Origin of the sequence: Streptomyces sp. HSW2009, assembly GCF_040240285.1 — a bacterium.
In the GTDB taxonomy this organism is placed as follows: Bacteria; Actinomycetota; Actinomycetes; order Streptomycetales; family Streptomycetaceae; genus Streptomyces.
Genome location: NZ_JBEHZD010000079.1, coordinates 1 through 20,209, shown reverse-complemented (window position 1 = coordinate 20,209; position 20,209 = coordinate 1). Strand labels below are relative to the sequence as shown.

General features: G+C 71.7%; 19 protein-coding genes. 5 read left to right on the top strand and 14 right to left on the bottom strand.

What is annotated here, in order from left to right:
• Positions 1 to 151 precede the first annotated feature (151 nt).
• The 6 genes from AAHZ94_RS09275 to AAHZ94_RS09250 form a co-directional block, all read right to left on the bottom strand.
• Positions 152 to 505, bottom strand: a complete 354-nt coding sequence (locus AAHZ94_RS09275) for a cytidine deaminase-like protein (protein WP_349992073.1) — start codon at positions 503 to 505, stop codon at positions 152 to 154.
• Positions 506 to 936: 431 nt separating this feature from the next.
• A complete protein-coding gene (locus tag AAHZ94_RS09270) occupies positions 937 to 2,289 on the bottom strand; it encodes a hemolysin family protein (RefSeq protein WP_349992072.1) in 1,353 nt (450 codons plus the stop codon).
• Positions 2,290 to 2,299: 10 nt separating this feature from the next.
• On the bottom strand, positions 2,300 to 2,797 hold the full coding sequence (gene ybeY, locus AAHZ94_RS09265; protein WP_349992070.1) for an rRNA maturation RNase YbeY: 498 nt from the start codon (positions 2,795 to 2,797) through the stop codon (positions 2,300 to 2,302).
• Between the two features lie 252 nt (positions 2,798 to 3,049).
• Positions 3,050 to 4,072 (bottom strand): PhoH family protein, encoded by a 1,023-nt coding sequence (locus AAHZ94_RS09260; protein WP_349992068.1) that lies wholly within the window; start codon positions 4,070 to 4,072, stop codon positions 3,050 to 3,052.
• 407 nt (positions 4,073 to 4,479) lie between these two features.
• Positions 4,480 to 5,577, bottom strand: a complete 1,098-nt coding sequence (locus AAHZ94_RS09255; RefSeq protein WP_349992076.1) for a carbohydrate kinase family protein — start codon at positions 5,575 to 5,577, stop codon at positions 4,480 to 4,482.
• A gap of 379 nt (positions 5,578 to 5,956) precedes the next feature.
• Positions 5,957 to 7,384 (bottom strand): D-alanyl-D-alanine carboxypeptidase family protein, encoded by a 1,428-nt coding sequence (locus tag AAHZ94_RS09250; protein ID WP_349992066.1) that lies wholly within the window; start codon positions 7,382 to 7,384, stop codon positions 5,957 to 5,959.
• Between AAHZ94_RS09250 and AAHZ94_RS36385 the strand changes: the two genes are divergently transcribed.
• From AAHZ94_RS36385 to AAHZ94_RS09235, 3 genes are all read left to right on the top strand, one after another.
• Positions 7,302 to 7,748 carry an SCO4848 family membrane protein gene (locus AAHZ94_RS36385; protein WP_502964621.1) on the top strand — a complete coding sequence of 149 codons (447 nt, stop codon included), beginning with the start codon at positions 7,302 to 7,304 and terminating at the stop codon, positions 7,746 to 7,748. The two genes, AAHZ94_RS09250 and AAHZ94_RS36385, sit on opposite strands and share 83 nt — an antisense overlap.
• 15 nt (positions 7,749 to 7,763) lie before the next feature.
• The gene (locus tag AAHZ94_RS09240; RefSeq protein WP_349992065.1) at positions 7,764 to 9,218 is read left to right on the top strand and encodes a metallophosphoesterase; all 1,455 of its coding nucleotides are present in this window, start codon (positions 7,764 to 7,766) and stop codon (positions 9,216 to 9,218) included.
• A gap of 454 nt (positions 9,219 to 9,672) precedes the next feature.
• Positions 9,673 to 11,241, top strand: coding sequence for an ABC transporter substrate-binding protein (locus AAHZ94_RS09235; RefSeq protein ID WP_349992063.1), 1,569 nt, complete (start codon positions 9,673 to 9,675; stop codon positions 11,239 to 11,241).
• 95 nt (positions 11,242 to 11,336) lie between these two features.
• Here the strand turns inward: AAHZ94_RS09235 and AAHZ94_RS09230 are convergent, their stop codons facing one another.
• A complete protein-coding gene (locus AAHZ94_RS09230; RefSeq protein ID WP_349992062.1) occupies positions 11,337 to 12,251 on the bottom strand; it encodes an alpha/beta fold hydrolase in 915 nt (304 codons plus the stop codon).
• 66 nt (positions 12,252 to 12,317) lie between these two features.
• On the opposite strand from AAHZ94_RS09230, the gene AAHZ94_RS09225 reads away from it, so the two are divergent.
• Entirely contained in the window at positions 12,318 to 12,677 is a 360-nt protein-coding gene (locus AAHZ94_RS09225) for a MerR family transcriptional regulator (RefSeq protein WP_349992061.1), read from the top strand.
• Positions 12,678 to 12,931: 254 nt separating this feature from the next.
• On the opposite strand, the gene AAHZ94_RS09220 is transcribed toward AAHZ94_RS09225, so the two are convergent.
• From AAHZ94_RS09220 to AAHZ94_RS09200, 5 genes are all read right to left on the bottom strand, one after another.
• The gene (locus AAHZ94_RS09220) at positions 12,932 to 13,699 is read right to left on the bottom strand and encodes a succinate dehydrogenase iron-sulfur subunit (RefSeq protein WP_349992059.1); all 768 of its coding nucleotides are present in this window, start codon (positions 13,697 to 13,699) and stop codon (positions 12,932 to 12,934) included.
• Positions 13,699 to 15,453 (bottom strand): succinate dehydrogenase flavoprotein subunit, encoded by a 1,755-nt coding sequence (sdhA, locus tag AAHZ94_RS09215; RefSeq protein ID WP_349992058.1) that lies wholly within the window; start codon positions 15,451 to 15,453, stop codon positions 13,699 to 13,701. Before sdhA ends, AAHZ94_RS09220 begins: the two co-directional genes overlap by 1 nt.
• A 22-nt stretch (positions 15,454 to 15,475) precedes the next feature.
• Positions 15,476 to 15,946, bottom strand: coding sequence for a succinate dehydrogenase hydrophobic membrane anchor subunit (locus AAHZ94_RS09210; RefSeq protein WP_349992074.1), 471 nt, complete (start codon positions 15,944 to 15,946; stop codon positions 15,476 to 15,478).
• Positions 15,947 to 15,948: 2 nt separating this feature from the next.
• Complete coding sequence (gene sdhC / locus AAHZ94_RS09205) at positions 15,949 to 16,329, bottom strand: succinate dehydrogenase, cytochrome b556 subunit (RefSeq protein ID WP_349992057.1); 381 nt, start codon at positions 16,327 to 16,329, stop codon at positions 15,949 to 15,951.
• A gap of 133 nt (positions 16,330 to 16,462) precedes the next feature.
• Positions 16,463 to 16,888 carry a hypothetical protein gene (locus AAHZ94_RS09200; protein WP_349992055.1) on the bottom strand — a complete coding sequence of 142 codons (426 nt, stop codon included), beginning with the start codon at positions 16,886 to 16,888 and terminating at the stop codon, positions 16,463 to 16,465.
• A gap of 377 nt (positions 16,889 to 17,265) precedes the next feature.
• On the opposite strand from AAHZ94_RS09200, the gene AAHZ94_RS09195 reads away from it, so the two are divergent.
• On the top strand, positions 17,266 to 18,033 hold the full coding sequence (locus AAHZ94_RS09195) for an alpha/beta fold hydrolase (RefSeq protein WP_349992054.1): 768 nt from the start codon (positions 17,266 to 17,268) through the stop codon (positions 18,031 to 18,033).
• Between the two features lie 453 nt (positions 18,034 to 18,486).
• Here AAHZ94_RS09195 and AAHZ94_RS09190 read toward each other — a convergent pair whose 3' ends face one another.
• Both AAHZ94_RS09190 and AAHZ94_RS09185 read right to left on the bottom strand, forming a co-directional pair.
• Positions 18,487 to 19,407, bottom strand: a complete 921-nt coding sequence (locus AAHZ94_RS09190; RefSeq protein ID WP_349992053.1) for a ribonuclease Z — start codon at positions 19,405 to 19,407, stop codon at positions 18,487 to 18,489.
• Between the two features lie 5 nt (positions 19,408 to 19,412).
• Positions 19,413 to 19,772 carry a histidine triad nucleotide-binding protein gene (locus AAHZ94_RS09185; protein ID WP_349992051.1) on the bottom strand — a complete coding sequence of 120 codons (360 nt, stop codon included), beginning with the start codon at positions 19,770 to 19,772 and terminating at the stop codon, positions 19,413 to 19,415.
• Between the last annotated feature and the right edge of the window lie 437 nt (positions 19,773 to 20,209).

The window sequence follows — 20,209 nt, the reverse complement described above, 5'->3', positions numbered from 1 at the left end:
GGGGGGGGGGGGGGGGGGGGGGGGGGGGGGGGGGCCCGCGGGGGCCCCCCCGCGCCCCCCCCCGCGTCCGGCCCGCCGGTGCCGTGCCCACCGGCTGCGGTCGCGGACCCGGCGGCCTGTGCGGTACCGCGCCCGGACGGGTCGCCGGCGGTCATCCCGCGGCCACGGTGGCCCGCGGCGTGCCGTCGGGGCCAGCCAGGATCACCGGGGTCTGCGGGCCGCCGAGGTCCCGTACGGCAGCCAGGTCCGCCTCGGCCACCGCGCTGGCCTCGCTCACCACGGCAGCCGCCTCCAGTGACGTCGCACCGCTGGCCACCGCCATGGCGACAGCCGTCTGCAACGCGCTCAACTGGAGGGACGGCAAGGCGACGGTGCCGGCGACGTAGGTACGGCCGGTCTCGTCGCGCACGGCAGCGCCCTCCAGCACGCCGTTGCGCGCCCGGGTGGATCGGGCGAGCGTGATGATCTTCTGGTCTTCCGGGCCCAAAGCCGCCGTTTCGCTCATGTGCACGAGGATACGGCGCCGCCGCTACGGGCTGAAGGTGCAGGTGGGGAGGGGTGCTGTGAGCCGGGGCGGGGCGCGGCGGGGGCCTGGGGCCGCACTGCCCGGGCGGCTTGGGGACTCCGGCCCGCGCGCATCCGCCCGTACGGCCATCCCGCCGAGGTGCTCGCCGCCCTCGACCTGAGCAATCCCGCGCGTACGCACCACGAAGAAAAGCCAAACCCCACGGCGGGAGCCCGCTGGGCCAACCCGCACCAACCCGCGTGCACCCGCGCGTACGCACCACAGCCCGGGCCCAAACCCACCGGCGGAAGCCCACGATCCAAACCACGCCCGCCCGCGCACCCACGCGCCCACACGCACCGCAGGCCAGACGCAATCCCCCGCAACCGCCGAGCACCGGGCTCCGGCGGCCAGGCTCCGCGCATCCGCAGCTAGCGGTCGGTCGTCGCGTCCTTGAGGCCCGGGGGCTCGTCCGTTGGTTGCGTGAGGTTTCCGGGGGCCCGTACGGGCTCGACCAGGACCGTGACGATGCGGTTGCGGCGGCCGGTCGGTGACTCGGCGGTCAGTCGCAGTGCGTGCAGGTCGGGGTCGGTGGTGTCCTCGCTGAGGTCCACGTCGGCGACGGCGCCGGTGATCGGTACCCGGCCGAGTGACTTGGCCAGCAGTCCGCCGACCGTCTCCACGTCCTCGTCGTCGAGGCGCAGCCCGTACAACTCGCCGAGGGTGCCGATGTCGAGCCGGGCGGTGACCCGGTAGCGGTCTTCGCCCAGCGGTTCGACGGGCGGCAGTTCCCGGTCGTACTCGTCGGTGATCTCGCCGACGATCTCTTCCAGGATGTCTTCGATGGTGACGATGCCGGCGGTGCCGCCGTACTCGTCGACGACGACGGCCACGTGGTTGCGTTGTTGCTGCATCTCGCGCAGCAGGTCGCCCGCGTTCTTGGTGTCGGGTACGAACGTGGCGGGCCGCATGGTGGTGGAGACCAGGTCGTTTTCGGAGTCCCGGTTGACGTGCGTCTTACGGACCAGGTCCTTGAGGTAGACGATGCCGACGACGTCGTCTTCGTTGTCGCCGGTGACCGGCATGCGGGAGAACCCGGAGCGCAGGGCGAGGGTCAGGGCCTGTCGGATGGTTTTGAAGCGCTCGATGGCCACCAGGTCGGTGCGCGGCACCATCACCTCGCGGACGAGGGTGTCGCCGAGTTCGAAGACGGAGTGCACCATGCGGCGTTCCTCGTCCTCGATCAGGGATTCCTGTTCGGCCAGGTCGACCATGGCGCGCAGTTCGGCCTCGGAGGCGAACGGGCCCTTGCGGAAGCCCTTGCCGGGGGTGAGCGCGTTGCCGATGAGGATGAGGAGTTGCGGGATCGGTCCCATCACGCGGGCCAGCGGCAGCAGCACGTAGGCCGCTGCGGTGGCCGTGTTCAGTGGGTGCTGGCGGCCGATCGTACGAGGCGAGACGCCCACCGCGACGTAGGAGACGAGGACCATCACGCCGATCGCGATGGCCAGTGCCTCCCAGGTCTCGTCGTACGCGCGCACGCACGCGTAGGTGACGACGGCGCCGGCCGCGACCTCGCAGGCGACGCGGACGAGCAGGGCGACGTTCAGGTAGCGGGTGGGGTCTTCGGCGACGGCCATCAGCTTGGCGCTGCCGCGCCGGCCGGAGCGCACTGCTTCCTGGGCCCGGAACCGTGTGGTGCGGGCCAGTCCTGCCTCCGCGCAGGCGGCCAGCCAGGCGACGACGACCAGGAGCACCGCCGCGGTGATCAGTTGCGCGTTCATCGGGCGGCGCTCACCGGGTGGTGGGGGCCGGGGACGGCCCCTCGATGCCGCGCTCGGTGCGCCAGTCGTCGACGATCGCCTTCTGGAGGGCGAACATCTCGGCGCGTTCGTCCGGCTCCTCGTGGTCGTATCCGAGGAGGTGCAGGCAGCCGTGGACGGTGAGCAGTTGGAGTTCCTCGTCCATGCTGTGCTGGGTGGGGGCCTGGGCGCCCTGTTCCTTGGCCACCTCGGGGCAGAGCACGATGTCGCCGAGCAGCCCCTGCGGCGGTTCGTCGTCGTCCTTGCCCGGCGGGCGCAGTTCGTCCATCGGGAAGGACATCACGTCCGTGGGGCCCGGCAGGTCCATCCACTGGAGGTGGAGCTGCTCCATGGCGTCGGCGTCGACGACGATGACGGAGAGTTCGGAGAGTGGGTGGATGCGCATCCGGGCCAGGGCGTACCGGGCGATGTCCAGCACCGCCTGTTCGTCGATGTCGGTGCCGGATTCGTTGTTGACGTCGATCGCCATGGGGCTGCTGGTCTCTCCGAGGGTGCCGGTGTGCGGTGGGCTCGTCGGCCGCACTCGGCGTACCCCCCCCCCCCCGGGGGGGGGGGGGGGGGGGGGCCCCGGGGGGGGGGGGGGGGGGCGCGGCGGGGGGGGGGGGGGGGGGGGGGGGGGGCCGCGGGGGGGGGGGGGGGGGGGGGGGGGGGGGCGCCCCCCCGGGGCCCCCCCCCCGCCCGGGGGGGGGGGGGGGGGGGGGTCACCCGGTTGCCGGCCTGGTCAGGCCGACTTTCCGGTGCGGCTGTCGTACTGCTCGTACGCGTCGACAATACGGCCGACGAGCTTGTGCCGGACGACATCGGTGCTCGTGAGCCGGGAGAAGTGCACGTCCGGCACGCCTTCCAGGATGTCCTGCACCTGGCGCAGGCCGCTCTTGGTGCCCCCCGGCAGGTCGATCTGGGTGACGTCGCCGGTGATCACGATCTTGGATTCGAAGCCGAGCCGGGTGAGGAACATCTTCATCTGCTCGGGGTTCGTGTTCTGTGCCTCGTCCAGGATGATGAAGGCGTCGTTCAGCGTCCGGCCGCGCATGTACGCGAGCGGGGCCACCTCGATCGTGCCCGCGGCCATCAGGCGCGGGATGGAGTCGGGGTCGAGCATGTCGTGCAGGGCGTCGTAGAGCGGACGCAGATACGGGTCGATCTTTTCGTACAGCGTCCCGGGCAGGAAGCCGAGCCGCTCGCCGGCCTCGACCGCGGGTCGGGTCAGGATGATCCGGGTGACCTGCTTGGACTGGAGCGCCTGCACGGCCTTGGCCATGGCCAGGTAGGTCTTGCCGGTGCCGGCGGGGCCGATGCCGAAGACGATCGTGTGCTTGTCGATGGCGTCGACGTAGCGCTTCTGGTTCAGCGTTTTGGGGCGGATCGTGCGCCCACGGTTGGAGAGGATGTTCTGCGTCAGCACCTCGGCGGGGGTCTCCGCCTGTTCGCCGCCGTTCTCTGCCGCGCGCAGCATGGCGATCGAACGCTCCACCGCATCCTCCGTCATCGGTTGTCCGGTGCGCAGCACCAGCATCATTTCGTCGAAAAGGCGCTGGATCAGGGCGACTTCCTGGGGGGCGCCGACCGCGCTGATCTGGTTGCCCCGGACGTGGATGTCGGTCGCGGGGAACGCGTTCTCGATCACGCGCAGCAGGGAGTCGCCTGAGCCGAGGACCGTGACCATGGGGTGTTTGGCCGGAACGGTGAAGTGGGCGCGTGCCTGCCCCGGGACGGGGCTCTGGGCTGTGGATGTCTGCGTCATGGGCCGGCTCTGGGGCCTGCTCATCCCTCTTTCCGTGGTTCAGCGGCTTGGGATACCCAGCGTACGACGACACACCGACAAGGCCAGAGGCTTTTATCGGGGCCGGGTCCGGCCGCGGCTTCACACGGTCCAACAACCGGGGGCGGGCGGGCCTTCCCGGGCGGGCCTTCTCTGGGGGATGCCTCCCTCGCGGGGTGCCTGGCGCGGTGGGGGCACGGGCCCCCGCGCCCAGCCCAGCGCGCGGCTCGGTGTGGCTCAGTGTGCGGCTCGGCATGCGGCTCGGTTGCGGCCCAGCACCCCGCCCCACCGTCCCACCGAACATCCGGCCCACCCCCGGCACCCGGCGCACCCAGCACCCAGCCCGGCAAAGCCCCCGCTCCGCCCCGTGGACCCGTCCCGCCCGCGCCTCAAGGCTGGCGGAAGCCGATCGTCGGCACCGCGCGGCGCAGTGGCCAGGAGGGCGGGGCCGAGGGCAGTAGGTCGTCCAGGAAGGCGTACCGGCGCAGCGCGCTGCCGTGCCCGGCGACCAGGCTCTGGTCGTCGAATGCCTGCACGTGCTGCCACCAGGCGGCGATCTCCACCCAGCCGGGCGCAGAGAGTGAACCGCCGAATTCCTGCACCGAGAGGGCGGCGGTCAGGCCGGCGAAGGCGAGCCGGTCGGCGAGTGGCCAGCCGGCCAGGGTGCCGGTGATGAACCCGGCCACGAAGACGTCGCCGGCGCCGGTCGGGTCCATCGCCTCGACCGCGATGGCGGGCACTTCGGCGCTCTCGCCGGTGCGCCCGTCAACGGCGTAGGCGCCCTCGGCGCCCAGCGTCACCACGGCCACCGGCACCTTCTCGGTCAGCGCGCGGGCGGCGGCGCGCGGGCAGTCGGTCCTGGTGTAGCGCATCGCCTCGGCCGCGTTGGGCAAGAACGCCTCGCAGTGCTCCAGGTCGGCGAGGTCGGCCGGGTCCCAGCGGCCGGTGTCGTCCCAGCCGACGTCGGCGAAGATCCGGCTGCCCTTGCGGGCGGCGTGGGCGATCCACTCCTCGCGGCTGCCGGGTTCGAGCGAGGCCACGCAGGCGCGGGCGAGCGGGGGGCACTCGGGCGCCGTCTCGCCGTCGAAGGCACCCTCGACGGGCGACGCGGTCCGGGTCGGCGGCGCCTCGTGGCCGTGCGAGACCATGGTCCGTTCGCCTTCGTACGCCATGGAGACGGTGACGGGCGAGTGCCAGCCGGGCACCGTGCGCGACAGCGACAGGTCGATGCCCTCGCCGCGGTCGAGGGCGTCCCGGCAGTAGTCGCCGTACATGTCGTCGCCGAAGGCCGCGGCCAGCGAGGTGCGCAGGCCGAGTCGGGCCAGGGCGGTCGCCATGTTGGCCACTCCGCCGGGGCTCGAACCCATGCCGCGGGCCCAGGACTCGGTGCCGCGCACCGGGGCCGAGTCCAGGCCGGTGAAGATGATGTCGAGGAAGACGGGCCCGGTCAGGTACACGTCGCAGGTGGGGTCGCCGGGGCCGCGCAGCCGCGCGAGCGGGTCGAGTACGGGGCGGGCGGGGCCGTCCGTGAAGGCGGGCTGGCCGAGTGGGGGGCGGGCCTTGCTGGCGCCGCCGGGCCGTGCCTCGCGCGCGCCCGCGGGGGGGGGGGGGGCGGCGGGGGGGGGCCCGGGGGCCGGCCCTCGGGGGGCGCCGTTCCCCCCCCCCCCCCCCGGGGGGGGGGCGCGCCGCCCCCGCACCCCCACACCGCGCCGCCCCAGGACCCACCGCAGCCCGCGTCCCAAGACGTACCGGCGGCCGGCGCGTCAGCCTCCCGGGCCCGTCCCGATCAACAAGGTAGGGAGGACTGACGCCCACCCACCCCACGCCCAGCTACCTCACGCCCCCCACACGTACAACCCAACAACCTCACCCCCGAGGTCGGCGGCGGACCATCTCCGGGAGGGGCCAGCGGCGATGTACCCCGTAGCCGGCCGCGGCGAGGAGGAGCAGTGAGCCGCCCGCGATGCCGGCCGCCGTCCAGACGCCGCCGCCCGAGTCGTCTCCGGAGTGTGCGACCGCGGCGGTCTGCGCCTGCTGGTGGCTGTTCTTGCCGCCACCGGCGGCACCGTCCTGACCGTTGGCCTTGGCGTCGTCAGCGAGGCCGGTCGCGCCCGGCGCCACCAGGCGGCCGACCGGTTCGACGGCGTCGGCGGCCTTGAATCCCCAGTCGAGGAGGCGGGCCGTCTCCTTGTAGACCGCGTGCGGCTCGTCCTTCTTCGGGTTCATGACCGTGACGAGCAGGACGCGGTTGCCCCGTTCTGCGACGCCGGTGAACGTGGCGCCGGCGTTGGTGGTCGAACCGTTCTTGACGCCCGCGATGCCCTGGTAAGGCTCCAGGTCCACGTCGCCGGTGAGCAGCCGGTTGGTGTTCTGGATCTCGAAGTACTCGCGCTTGGGCTTCTTCGTCTTCTTGTCCCGCGTCACCTCGCCGGGGAACTTGGCCCGCACGGTGGAGGCGTACTCCCGGAAGTCCGCCCGGCGCAGCCCCGAGCGGGCGAAGAGCGTCAGGTCGTACGCGCTGCTGACCTGCCCCTTCTCGTCGTAACCGTCCGGGCTGACGACCTGCGTGTCACGGGCGTTCAGCTCGGTGGCGTGCGCCTGCATGTCGCGTACGGTCTGCGGCTTGCCGCCGTTCATCGCGGACAGTACGTGGACGGCGTCGTTGCCCGAGCGTAGGAAGACGCCCAGCCACAGGTCGTGCACGGAGTACGTGTACTTCTCCTTCACACCGACCAGGCTGCTGCCCTCGCCGACGCCCGCGAGGTCGGAGAGCTGCACCTTGTGGGTGTCGTTCTTGTCGAACTTCGGCAGCAGGGTGTCCGCGAACAGCATCTTCAGCGTGCTGGCCGGCGGCAGCGGCCAGTGCGCGTTGTGCGCGGCCAGCACCTCGCCGGACTCGGCGTCCGACACGATCCAGGACCGCGCGGTGAGCTGCTTGGGCAGCGCCGGCGCGCCCGGCTTCAGCCGCACCTGGGTCCCCGGCTTGCCCAGTTGCGTGCCGCCCACGGTGGACATCGTGGCCGGCGGCTTGGGCTCCTTCGGCCGTCCGTCGTCGCTGTCGCCGTCGGCGGCGAAAGCGGGCTGGGCGCCCACGCCGACGAGCACGGCCGGCAGCAGCAACGCGGCCACCGCGGCGCTACGCCCGCGCCCGCGCGGGAGCCCCGGCAGTCCGTTGCCGCGCCCCCCAGCGCGCGCCGGGCGCGCGGCACGGGTGGCGTGCGGGTCCGATACGGCGCGGGAGGAGTCGGAGGCGCGCACGGTGCGCGCGGTGAGCGGAGAAGTACGGAGAGACATCGGCACAGGGGTGAACGTATCGGTAGCCCTCTCCGGAGCCGGCGCCGGCGTCGGTTCGGGTGAGGGCGACCCTGCTCGGGGAGCCGTCGAGTCGTTCCGCATACTGGAAGCCATGAAGCTCAGCCGCCCCGTGTCCTGGTTCCTGCTCGCGTTCGGGGCGTGGAGCTGGTGCATTTGGTTCACCTTTGTGAAAAACCTCTGGAAAGACTCAAGCGGGCTTGCCTTCAACGACGCCGGCGACCCGACCGCGTACTTCTGGGTCCATCTCGCACTCGCCGTGACCTCGTTTCTCTTGGGGACGGGGATCGGAGTGCTCGGGTTCCGTGGGCTGCGCGCCCTTCGACGCGAGGACGCTTCGGCGTAACGGGAGGTACGGGGGATGATTGCGGTCTTTGTCCTGGTTGCGCTGCTGATCATCGCATTACTGGTGGTCGTGCACGGGTACGTATGGCGCCGAATGGTGCGCGATGTCACTGCGGTGGGGGGATGGCCGCGGCGCGTCGGGACCTGGGCGGTGGTCGTGCTGCCGCTGTTCAGCGTCGGCGCGCTGGTCAGCGGCCGGGCCGGGGCACCGTTCACCGTGCAGCGGGTCCTGGCCTGGCCCGGTTATCTGTGGCTGGCGGTGCTGCTCTACCTGGTGCTGGCCCTGCTCGTCGGCGAGGCGGTCCGGCCGCTGCTGCTCCGCCTCCTGGAACGCCGCGCCCGCCGCGCCACGCCGCCCCCGGCCACCACACCAGCCACCGCGAGCACGCCGGCAGTCGCGAGCACGCCGGCCACCACGGCAGCCACGAGCACGCCAGCCACCACGGCCGCGAGCACACCGGCCACCGCCGCCACCCCCTCCCTCGCCTCGGCCGCAACACCGGACGCGTCGCCCCGTCCCGGCGAATCCGAAACCCCCACCTCGGCCGAAACCGCCCCCAAGACCCAGCCGACCCCGCCCCCCATCCCCGAAACGACCACCCCCGGCACCCCCCAAACCCCCACCCTCGACGACCCCGCCGCCCAGACCTCGCGGCGGCTGTTCGTCGCTCGGACCGTGGCCGTGGGGGCGGGGGCCGTGGCCGCCGCGACGGTGGGGTACGGCGCCTACGGCGTCTTCCGCGGCCCGCGGGTCAAGCGGGTCACCGTGCCGCTCGCCAAGCTGTCCCGGCAGGCCCACGGCTACCGGATCGCCGTCGTCAGCGACATCCACCTGGGGCCGATCCTGGGCCGGTCGCACACGCAACGCGTGGTCGAGACGATCAACCGGACCAACCCGGACCTGGTGGCCGTCGTGGGCGACCTGGTGGACGGCAGCGTGGCCGATCTGGGACCCGCCGCAGAACCGTTGCGGCACCTCCAGTCGCGCGACGGCTCCTTCTTCGTCACCGGCAACCACGAGTACTTCTCCGGCGCGGACGCCTGGGTGGACCACGTACGCGAACTCGGACTGCGTCCGCTGGAGAACGAGCGCACCGAACTGCCCGGGTTCGACCTCGCCGGGGTCAACGACGTCGCGGGCGAGGACGAGGGGAAGGGCCCGGACTTCGCGCGCGCCCTCGCCGGCCGGGACCGCGCCCGGGCCTCCGTACTCCTCGCCCACCAGCCCGTGGTCATCCACGACGCCGTCGAGCACGGCGTCGACCTCCAACTCTCCGGGCACACCCACGGCGGCCAGCTCTGGCCCGGCAACTACCTGGCGGAGCTGGCTAATCCGACCGTCGCCGGACTGGAGCGCTACGGCGACACGCAGCTCTACGTCTCCCGCGGCGCCGGGGCGTGGGGCCCGCCGGTACGGGTGGGCGCACCGCCCGACATCACCGTTGTCGAACTCGCCTCGCTAAACGCCTGATCCATATCCCGGAGCGGCCCGGAAGTGCGCCCATTGGTCTGTGCCTTATCCGCGGCACGCCCTATCCGTATGCGCGCCATTCCGTGCCGTAACCAAAGGGCCGTTGCATTCCGGGCGGCGCTGACCGACTTGCCCGCTTTCGGCTTGCGGTGTGGTTACTTTCAACTAGTGGGTGGTGGGCGGCTGTTGTGGTCTGGCTGTCTCAAATCGCCCTGCCTGCGGCCAGGAGAAGCGGCGGTGCAAGCCCCTTTCCGGTTGTGCGCCGCTTACCCGGAGCGGGTCCCGGGGGCGTACGCGGCCGTAAAGTGGTCAAATGTGCAACGACAATTGGAGGTTGCTAGCGCACACGTCGGGCGTGTGATTGGGTGATGCGCATTGTTGAACAGGGAGCAGGGTTACCACGGGTGCCCGTGATTTCGTCCCTGTGACGTGAGGTGCCGGAGGGGGCGCGGGGATGCGAAGGGTCGGCAAGCGATGTCTTGCCCTGGGATGGGTGCTCGGGGTCGTGGTGACCGCGGGGGGCGCCAGTGGTTGCGGCGTTCTGACGTCGTCGGGGGACGACGACGATCCCATCACGGTGGGTACCGCCGACCCGGTGGACACGCTCGACCCGGCCGGCGCGTACGACGCGGGCTCCTGGGGCCTGTACAGCAACGTCTTCCAGTCGCTGCTGACCTTCAAGGCCGAAAGCCCCAAGCCTGTACCGGACGCCGCCAAGCAGTGCGCCTTCAGCAACGACGAACTCCTGACCTACGTCTGTGAACTCCGCTCCGGCCTCCGCTTCGCCAGCGGGCGCGACATCACCGCACGGGACGTCAAGTTCTCCTTCGATCGGCTCGCCACCATCCGCGACCCGCGCGGCCCGATGCCGCTGCTCACCAGCCTCAAGTCGGTGGAGACCAAGGGCGAGGACACGGTGGTCTTTCATCTGAGCTCGCCGGACGCCACCTTCCCGTACAAGATTGCCACCGGGGCCGGCTCCATCGTCGACAGCAAGGAGTACAGCCCGACCAAGCTGCGCACCGGCGACGAGGTGTCGGGTTCCGGCCCGTACGTGCTCAAGAAGTACGAGCACGAGAAGGTCGCGGAACTGCGCCCCAACGGCAAGTACAAGGGCGCCATCAAGCAATCCGGAAAGCCCGTCACGGTCCGTTACTTCAAGGACGCGGAACAGTTGCGGGACGCCTGGAAGAAGCACGATGTCGACGTCGCGGCACGGCAGTTGCCGCCCGCCTATGTGCGTTCGCTTTCCGCCGGCGACTCCTCCGTGAAGGTGATGGAGAACCCGGGCGCCACGACCGGGAACCTGGTGTTCAACCTCCGGAAGGACTCGCCGCTGCGCAATCCCGCCATTCGGCGCGCCATTGCCGCGGCTGTCGACCGCGGGGAACTCGCCCGTAAGGCGCACAGCCGTACGGTCGAACCGCTCTACTCGCTCATCCCCAAGGGCGTCACGAGCCACAACACCGCCTTCTACGACGCCTATCCCGAACCCAGTAAGGAACAGGCCCGCACCCTCCTCCAGAACGCCGGCGTCAACACGCCGGTGGACTTCAGCATGGCCTATGCACCGGGTTCCGCGGCCAAGGCCGAGGGTGAGGAGCTCAAGGCTCAACTTGAGGCCACCGGACTGTTCAAGGTGACGTTCAAACAGTACCCGTGGGACGAATTCCAGAGCGGCTTCAACAAGGGCGACTACGACGCGTACGGGATCATTTGGTATCCGGACTTCCTGGACGCCGAGACCTTCGTCAGCCCGCTCATCGGCGCGCAGTCCACGCTGCACAACGGATACCGCAACGAGCGGGTGGAGACCCTGATCCGCGAAACCCAGAACACCCCGCAGCGCGACCGCGGCGTATGGGACTTCCGCGAGATCCAGAACATCGTGGCCCGTGACATTCCCATCCTGCCGCTGTGGCAGGGCAAGGACATCGTGGTCAGCAAGGACTCCATAGCCGGCACCCAATTCCTGTCCGAAGGCAACGGCATGTGGCGGCTGTGGGAACTGGGCCGCATTTGACGGCGCCGCGGCCGGAGCCGGCCGAAGGCACCGCACCGATATCGCCCGGTGTCACCGCCGCCCCATCCGGCTCCGGCATCCGCTGCCGCCCCGCCTCACAGCCCGTGCCGGTCCAGGAAGTCCGTGATCAGCGCGGACCACTCCGCCGGCCGCTCGACCATCGGCAGGTGCCCGGTGGCCAACTCCGCGTACTCCGCGCCCGGAATGGCGTCGGCCAGCACCCGGGAGTGGGCGGGCGCGACGAGCAGGTCCTCGGTGGTGGCGATGACCAGCGTGGGCACGGTGAGGCGGGGCAGGTCGGCGGTGGTGTCCGCGGCCAGCGCGAGCCCCGCCTGCTCCGACGTCCCGGCCGGCACCGAGGCCGCGATGTCGTCCACGAGCGCCCGGCGCTGCGCCTCGTCGAACTCCTCGTACGCGGCCTGCGAGAACGCCGACACCGAGGCGAACCTGGCGAAGGTGTGCAGGTCGTCCTGGGCGAGCAGCGCCTGCCACAGTTCGAGCGAGGTGCGCGCCCGGTTGTTGGCCCGGGCCAGACCGGCCGTCAGGACCAGCCCGCGCACCCGCTCCGGGTGCCGGACGGCGGCCCGCACCGCGACGGCGGAGCCCAGCGAGTAGCCGACCAGCGTGAACGTCTCCACGTCCGCCCCCACCGCCTCCGCGACCAGCGCATCGGCCAGCCCGTCGAGGGTGAGCGGCCCGGTGGCGCGGGGGGTCGCGCCGGAGCCCGGGTAGTCGGGCGCGACGACGGTGTGGCCCGCCGCCAGCGCCGGGAAGATCTGCACGTAGTTGCCGTCGATGCTGCCGCCGGCGCCGTGCGCGAGCAGCAGCCCGGGGCCCGAGCCGATGACCCGGGTGGCGAGCGGCCCGCGCGCCGCGCCGCCGGGCGCCGCACCTCCGGCGGCCGGCCCACCCGCGGACAGCGCGGTGGCGGACGGAGCGGACGGGGTGGACGGAGCGGACGAAGTGGACGTGGTGAACTGCGCGGCACCGGCCGCGGGAATCTCTGCCATGAGCAGGAGGTTGCCCTTTGACATCGGTGTGAAGGTCAAGCCCAGGCGGAAGGACGGACGGCTGTGATGCGGATCGGCGAGCTGGCACGGCGTACCGGTGTCAGCACCAGACTGCTGCGCTACTACGAGGAGCAGGGGCTGCTGCGCTCCGAGCGGGACGCCAACGACTACCGGCGGTACGCGCCGGAGGCCGTCCACACCGTCCAGCGCGTACGCGAACTGCTGGCGACCGGGCTCAACACGGAGACCATCCGTACGGTGCTGCCCTGCACGCAGACCGCGGGCCCCGGCGTCCGGGACTGCTCCCACTTCACCGAGATCGTCAGCGGTCAACTCTCCAAGCTCGACGGAGAGATAGCCGAACTCCAGCGCCGCCGCGCCGCCCTGACCGACTACGCGGCCGTCTCCGACCTCACGGGGCCTTAAGGTCCGGGAGCACACCGGCCAGGTCGAGCACACCGCCCGGTAACCGGCGCAACGGACCACACGCGCACGCCCTGCCGTACGGGCACGCCTGCGCGCCCCCGAACCTGCCCTGCGCGCCCCCAGCCCTGCGTGTCCCCGGTCCTGCGCGCCCCACCCAAACGCAGCCCACACCAAAGCCCCGCCCCCGCCAGTGCGGCCGGGACGGGGCTTTGGTGCGTGCGGTGCGACGGTCGATCAGCCGCCGATGGCGCAGGTCAGAAGCGGCGCGTGATCAGCGCCCGCTTGACCTCCTGGATCGCCTTGGTGATCTCGATGCCACGCGGGCACGCCTCGGTGCAGTTGAACGTCGTACGGCAGCGCCACACGCCGTCCCGGTCGTTGAGGACCTCCAGGCGCTGCTCGCCACCCTCGTCACGCGAGTCGAAGATGAAGCGGTGCGCGCCCACGATCGCCGCCGGCCCGAAGTACTGGCCGTCGTTCCAGAACACCGGGCACGAGGACGTGCACGCGGCGCACAGGATGCACTTGGTGGTGTCGTCGAACCGCTCACGGTCGGCCGAGGACTGCCGGCGCTCGCGCGTCGGCTCGTTGCCCGTGGTGATCAGGAAGGGCATCACGTCCCGGTACGCCTGGAAGAACGGCTCCATGTCGACCACGAGGTCCTTCAGGACCGTCATGCCCTTGATGGGCTCCACCGAGATCGGCTTGTGCGGGTTGATGTCCTTGATCAGGGTCTTGCAGGCGAGCCGGTTGCGGCCGTTGATGCGCATGGCGTCCGAACCACAGATGCCGTGCGCGCACGAGCGGCGGAACGTGAGCGTCCCGTCCAACTCCCACTTGATCTTGTGGAGTGCGTCCAGGACACGCTCCTTGGGGTCCATCTCGATCTGGAAGTCTTCCCAGACCGCCTGGTCCGAGACCTCCGGGTTGAACCGGCGGATTCGGAACGTGACCGTGATCAGGTGCGTGGCTGCGGACTCGGCGTCCGCCAGTGCCGTCTTCTCCAGGGTCGCGCTGCTCATCAGTACTTACGCTCCATCGGCTCGTAGCGGGTCTGCACGACCGGCTTGTAGTCGAGCCGGATCGACTCGCTGCCGTCTGCGCCCACCTCGCGGTACGCCATGGTGTGCCGCATGAAATTGACGTCGTCGCGGTTCGGGTAGTCCTCGCGGTAGTGACCGCCGCGCGACTCCTTGCGGGCCAGCGCGGAGACGGCCATCACCTCGGCCAGGTCGAGCAGGTTGCCCAGCTCGATGGCCTCCAGCAGGTCGGTGTTGAACCGCTTGCCCTTGTCCTGCACGGAAACGTTCCGGTACCGCTCGCGCAGCGCGCCGATCTCCTCGACCGCCGTCTTGATCGTCTGCTCGGTGCGGAAGACCATGACGTTGGCGTCCATCGTCTCCTGGAGCGCCTTGCGCAGGTCGGCGACCCGCTCGTTGCCGGTGGACTCCCGCAACTGCTCGACCTGCTCGACGACCAGCGACGCCGGGTCCTCGGGCAGCTCGACGTAGTCGGCCTTGGCGGCGTACTCGGCGGCGGCGATGCCCGCCCGCCGGCCGAACACGTTGATGTCCAGGAGCGAGTTGGTGCCGAGCCGGTTGGCGCCGTGCACCGACACGCAGGCGACCTCGCCGGCGGCGTACAGGCCGGGCACGACGGTGTCGTTGTCGGCCAGCACCTCGCCCGCGACGTTGGTCGGGATGCCACCCATCGCGTAGTGCGCGGTCGGCTGGATCGGGATCGGGTCCGTGTACGGCTCGATGCCCAGGTAGGTCCGCGCGAACTCGGTGATGTCCGGCAGCTTGGCGTCGAGCTGCTCCGGCGGCAGGTGCGTCAGGTCCAGGTAGACGTGGTCGCCCTCGGGGCCACAGCCGCGACCCTCACGGATCTCGGTGTAGATCGAGCGGGAGACGACGTCACGCGAGGCGAGGTCCTTCATGACGGGCGCGTACTTCTCCATGAAGCGCTCGCCGTCCTTGTTGCGCAGGATGCCGCCCTCACCGCGCGCACCCTCGGTGAGCAGGATGCCCATCCGCCAGATGCCCGTCGGGTGGAACTGGAAGAACTCCATGTCCTCAAGCGGCAGCCCGCGCCGGTAGACGGCGGCCTGGCCGTCACCGGTGAGGGTGTGCGCGTTGGAGGTCACCTTGAAGAACTTGCCGCAGCCGCCGGAGGCGTAGATGACGGCCTTCGCCTGGAAGATGTGGATCTCGCCGGTGGCCAGCTCGTACGCGACCACGCCGGCCGACTTCTTGACGCCGTCGACCTCGGTGATGAGCTGGTCGAGCACGTAGAACTCGTTGAAGAACTCCACGCCCTCCTTGACGCAGTTCTGGTACAGCGTCTGGAGGATCATGTGGCCGGTGCGGTCGGCCGCGTAGCAGGACCGGCGGACCGGGGCCTCACCGTGGTTGCGGGAGTGGCCGCCGAACCGGCGCTGGTCGATGGTGCCGTCCGGGGTCCGGTTGAACGGCAGGCCCATCTTCTCCAGGTCCAGGACCGAGTCGATGGCCTCCTTCGCCAGGATCTCCGCGGCGTCCTGGTCGACCAGGTAGTCGCCGCCCTTGATCGTGTCGAAGGTGTGCCACTCCCAGTTGTCCTCCTCGACGTTGGCCAGGGCGGCGGCCATGCCGCCCTGCGCCGCGCCGGTGTGGGAGCGGGTCGGGTAGAGCTTCGTCAGAACGGCGGTCCGGCTGCGCTTGGTCGACTCGATGGCCGCGCGCATCCCGGCGCCACCGGCGCCGACGATGACGGTGTCGTACTTGTGGATCTTCATCGGTATGCGTCAGCCCCGGGCTCTAGCGGATGTTCGGGTCGAAGGTGAAGATCACCAGCGTGCCCAGCAGGATGGTCCACACGGTGGCGCAGTAGAGCACCGTCTTCAGCCAGAAACGGGTCTGGTCGCGCTCCGCGTAGTCGTTGATGATCGTGCGCAGCCCGTTGGCGCCGTGCAGCATCGCCAGCCACAGCATCACCAGGTCCCACGCCTGCCAGAACGGCGAGGCCCAGCGGCCGGCGACGAAGGCGAAGCCGAGGCGCGAGACGCCGCCGTCGATCACGAGCTGGATCAGCAGGTGACCGATGACCAGAACGGTGAGCAGGATGCCGGACAGCCGCATGAACAGCCAGCCGTACAGCTCGAAGTTGGTCCGGCTGGCCTTGGGGGTCTTGGCGGTGCGCGCCCGGGGCGGCTCGATGACCGGGGCCGGGTGGTCGACGTCGTACGCCGTGACCGTGTCGTTGACCGCGGGGGTGGTGTCAGTCGCCATCATCAGCTCCCGAAGAGGTCGCGCAGGGTGTGCTCCATGATCGGGTAGAAGGCGCCGGCCATCAGGACGACCCAGATACCCACCGAGGCCCAGAGCATCTGCTTCTGGTACCGCGGACCCTTCGACCAGAAGTCCACGGCGATGACCCGCAGGCCGTTCAGCGCGTGGAAGAGCACGGCGGCGGCGAGGCCGTACTCCATCAGGTTCACTACGGGATTCTTGTAGATCGCGATCGTGTCGTCATACGCCTCGGGGGAGACACGGACGAGCGCGGTGTCCAGGACATGGACGAGCAGGAAGAAGAAAATGGTCACGCCGGTGACTCGATGAGCCACCCACGACCACATGCCTTCCCGGCCGCGGTACAGCGTTCCAGCCGGCACGGAAAACCCTCCGGGAGCGGGGACTGGGGCCACCGGCTTCACTGTCGGTCGGGCCCGGCCGGGTACGGTCCACCGGCCCTGGCCATCGTAGCGACGTGTTGTCGGTTCCCCACGTCGGGGTCCAGAGGTGTGATCAAACAGCCACGTACGGCCTAGGGGCGCCCCGCCCGCACGCGCCCGCCACGGTCCCGCACGGCGTGTCCGCCCGCCGCCTCGCACGGGGCGGCGCGCCGCGCGTGGAGGGGCGGGGGCGGCGGGCGGTACGGGCCGGGGCCGCGGGGGGGGGGGGGCGGGGGGGGCGGGGGGGGGGGGGGCCGCGCCGCGGGGGGCGGGGGGGGGGGCGGGGGGGGGGGGGGCGGGCGGGGACGGGGGGGGGGCGGTGGGGGGGGCGGGCCTTGCTGGCGCCGCCGGGCCGTGCCTCGCGCGCGCCCGCGGGCGCGTGGTCGGCGTCGTCGAGGTCTCCGTAGGCCGCGCCCTGTCGTGCGGAGCGCGCCGCGCCCCGTCCGCCGGGCCGGCCGCCGCTCGCCGGGGTGGTGCCGTCTCCGTCTCGCCGTGTCACGGTGTGCTCCCTTGCCGTACCTCGCTGTACTGCCTTGCACCCCAGACGCCCGGGCGTGCGGCTGCCGCCGACGCGCACCCGGCGCAGGTGGGGCCCAGTGTGCCCGATCGGGCGCCCCGCCCGTCCCGTCTCTCCCGCCCGTCCCACTCCCCGGACGCCCGCCCGGCGCCCGCCACTTCGGGCGGGGGGGCGGGCGAGGGTGACCCGGCTTGCGTGCCCTTCTCGGCCCCCTGCACGGCGTTGGCGGGACCGCACGGGCGAAACTAGGTGGACCAGTGGACTGGTCGAAACCAGCCGGACTCGCCGTGGTGGTCGGACTGGCCGGATCAGACCGGTCCGGTCACGTCGGTGGCGTTCACGATCGCAAGGAGCACAGCGTGCGGCAGGCCCCCGTGACACCCGAAGGCGATCTGATGCGGTGGGTGGAGTTGCCCGGCCGCGGGCCCGCGCGCGTCTACGTGCACGGCCTGGGTGCCAGCTCGCCCGCGTACTTCGCCGAGGTCGCCGTCCATCCGCTGCTCGCCGGCCACCGCTCGCTGCTCGTGGACCTGTTGGGGCACGGTCTCAGCGACCGCCCGCAGGGCTTCGACTATTCCCTACAGGCCCATGCCGATGCGCTGGCCGCCGCGCTGACCTGGGCGAATGTCTCCGGTGCCGAGGTGATCGCGCACAGCATGGGCGGCTCGATCGCGCTGGTCCTGGCGGCCCGCCACCCGCATCTGGTCTCCCGTCTGGTGCTGGTCGACGCCAACCTGGACCCGCTGACCCCCGATCCGGAGGCCGGCGGCAGCCGGGGCATCGCGGCCCGGTCGGAGGCGGAGTTCCTCGCCGGCGGTTGGGAGCGGGTGCGGGACCTGGCCGGGGCGCACTGGTGGGCCACGATGCGGCTGACCGACCGCGTCGCCTTGCACCGCAGCGCGGTCCACCTCGTCCGGGACACCGAACCCTCGCTGCGCACCCTGCTGACCGAGTTGCCGGTGCCGCGCGGCTTCCTGCGGCCGGCGGCCGACGGCCCGCTGCCGGGCGCGGAGGCGCTGGTCGCGGCCGGCGTCCACCTCGCCAGCGTCCCCGACTGCGGGCACAACATCATGCTGGACAACCCGGAAGGCTTCGCCCGCGCCACGGCGGCGGCCCTCGCCCACTGACCGAAACTCGACGACCACCTCCCCCCCCGGGCACCGCCCCCGCCCGCGCGGCCCCCACTGCCCCAGGCCCCGGGCCCCGCCCCGGCACCGGCTCCCGTACGGCCCGGGCGCGTACGAAATGGGCCGGTGTGCCAGGGGCCGGTACGGCATGAGCCCGTACGAGAGGGGGCCGGTACGAGGCAGAGCCCGTACGAGAGGGGCCCGTACGAGAGGGGCCCGTACGAGAGGGGCCCGTACGAGAGGGGCTGGTGCGCCCATGGCTTGGCAGGAGACGAGCCCGTGCGAGGCGGAGCCGTACGACGTCGCCCCCGCCCCCACGCTGGCACCCGGCGCGGGCACGTCCGGTGGCACACGGCAGGGCACGGGCGCGTCCGGCGCGGCGCGAGCCGACAGGCCAGACGCGGAGATCTCGGGCCCCCAGCCGCCGGGCCCGGGGCGTCGAGTGCGGCCGGCTCAGGCGCGCTTGGGCACGGCGATGCGTTGGAGGTCGCTGGCGACGACGAGTTCGCCCGTGAAGCCCGCCGCGCGGGCCTGCCGCTCGAACTCGGTGGGGTCGCCGTAGCGCTGGGAGAAGTGGGTGAGCACCAACTGCCGCACGCCCGCCGCGGTGGCCACCTGCGCCGCCTGTCCGGCCGTCAGATGACCGTGCTCGGTGGCCAGCGCCACGTCCTCGTCGAGGAACGTCGACTCGATGACGAGTTGATCGCAGCCATCGGCGAGCGCGTACACCCCGTCGCACAGTCTGGTGTCCATCACGAACGCGAATCGCTGCCCGCGTCTGACCTCGCTGACCTCCTCCAGCGCGACGGTCCGCCCGGCCACCCGCACCGTGCCCTCCCGCTGCACCGTGCCGACCAGTGGCCCGGCGACGCCGTGCGCCGCGAGCCGCTCGGGGAGCATCCGCCGGCCGTCCGACTCGACCAGGCGGTAGCCGTAGGACTCCACGGGGTGTGACAGCCGGCGCGCGCTCAGCGTGTACGCGTCCGTGACGGCGAGCGTGCCGCCGTCGCCGCCCACCGACTGCTGACCGATCTGGACGCTCTCGCGGTACGCCGTCGCGTACCGCAGCCGGTCGAAGAACTGTTGGCCGCTGGCCGGGTAGTGGGCGACCACCGGATGCGGCACCCGGTCCAGGTTGATGCGCTGGATGACGCCGGGCAGGCCGAGCGAGTGATCGCCGTGGAAGTGGGTGACGCAGATGCGGTGCAGGTCGTGCGCGGCGACCCCGGCGCGCAGCATCTGCCGCTGGGTGCCCTCGCCGGGGTCGAACAGCAGGCCCTGGCCGTCCCAGCGCAGCAGATAGCCGTTGTGGTTGCGGTGCCGGGTGGGCACCTGGCTCGCCGTGCCGAGGACGACCAGTTCGCGTACGGACAACTTGCTTATCCGGGGGGCCAGTTGAGGCCGCGACCGCCGAGGACGTGGGCGTGCGCGTGGAAGACGGTCTGGCCGGCGCCGCTGCCGGTGTTGAACACGATGCGGTAGCCCGTTTCGCCGAGCCCCTCGCCGGCGGCGACTTCGCCTGCCTCGCGCAGCACGTCGCCCGCGATCTGCGGCTCGGCGGCGGCCAGCGCCGCGGCGTCCGCGTAGTGGGCCTTGGGGATGACCAGCACGTGCGTCGGCGCCTGCGGGTTTATGTCGCGGAAGGCCAGCGTCGTCTCGCTCTCGCGGACCACGGTCGCCGGCACCTCCTTCGCCACGATCTTGCAGAACAGGCAGTCGGCCTGCGGTTCTCCCGCCATCGCCCAGGTCTCCTTGTGCGCCGTCCGGTGAGGGTTCAGATACCTCGCATGCTAGCCGCCCCCTCTGACACTCCGGCGGGCCGCCCCGCCCGCGCCGGCCCCATCCGCACCGCGGCGCGCCGGAGTTGCCCACCCGTCCCCGCGACGCCATCCACGGGACGGCCGAGGGCCACCCGCGCCACGTGTGGGCGTCCACCGCCCCCGCCTTCCCCGTGTCTCCGCCCACACGGCCCGGGTTCCGCTCGCCACGCGCCTGGCGCTCTCGCGTGCTCCGTGCTGCGAGGCCCGTGCCCTGTCCGTACGCCGCTGTGGGTACGCCGCTACGCGCGCGGGGCGGGTCTCCCGAGGGAGGCCCGCCCCCGGGTGCTAATAACAAATGACCCTGGCCCACAAACTCCTAGTGTTAAAATACGGGGGCGCCCTTTCAATAAAAAAAA

Coding starts and splice junctions, on each gene's coding strand:
- AAHZ94_RS09275 (WP_349992073.1), bottom strand. CDS start 505: ATGAGCGAAACGGCGGCTTTGGGCCCGGAAGACCAGAAGATCATCACG.
- AAHZ94_RS09270 (WP_349992072.1), bottom strand. CDS start 2,289: ATGAACGCGCAACTGATCACCGCGGCGGTGCTCCTGGTCGTCGTCGCC.
- ybeY (WP_349992070.1), bottom strand. CDS start 2,797: ATGGCGATCGACGTCAACAACGAATCCGGCACCGACATCGACGAACAG.
- AAHZ94_RS09260 (WP_349992068.1), bottom strand. CDS start 4,072: ATGACGCAGACATCCACAGCCCAGAGCCCCGTCCCGGGGCAGGCACGC.
- AAHZ94_RS09250 (WP_349992066.1), bottom strand. CDS start 7,384: ATGTCTCTCCGTACTTCTCCGCTCACCGCGCGCACCGTGCGCGCCTCC.
- AAHZ94_RS09240 (WP_349992065.1), top strand. CDS start 7,764: ATGATTGCGGTCTTTGTCCTGGTTGCGCTGCTGATCATCGCATTACTG.
- AAHZ94_RS09235 (WP_349992063.1), top strand. CDS start 9,673: ATGCGAAGGGTCGGCAAGCGATGTCTTGCCCTGGGATGGGTGCTCGGG.
- AAHZ94_RS09230 (WP_349992062.1), bottom strand. CDS start 12,251: ATGGCAGAGATTCCCGCGGCCGGTGCCGCGCAGTTCACCACGTCCACT.
- AAHZ94_RS09225 (WP_349992061.1), top strand. CDS start 12,318: ATGCGGATCGGCGAGCTGGCACGGCGTACCGGTGTCAGCACCAGACTG.
- AAHZ94_RS09220 (WP_349992059.1), bottom strand. CDS start 13,699: ATGAGCAGCGCGACCCTGGAGAAGACGGCACTGGCGGACGCCGAGTCC.
- sdhA (WP_349992058.1), bottom strand. CDS start 15,453: ATGAAGATCCACAAGTACGACACCGTCATCGTCGGCGCCGGTGGCGCC.
- AAHZ94_RS09210 (WP_349992074.1), bottom strand. CDS start 15,946: ATGGCGACTGACACCACCCCCGCGGTCAACGACACGGTCACGGCGTAC.
- AAHZ94_RS09185 (WP_349992051.1), bottom strand. CDS start 19,772: ATGGCGGGAGAACCGCAGGCCGACTGCCTGTTCTGCAAGATCGTGGCG.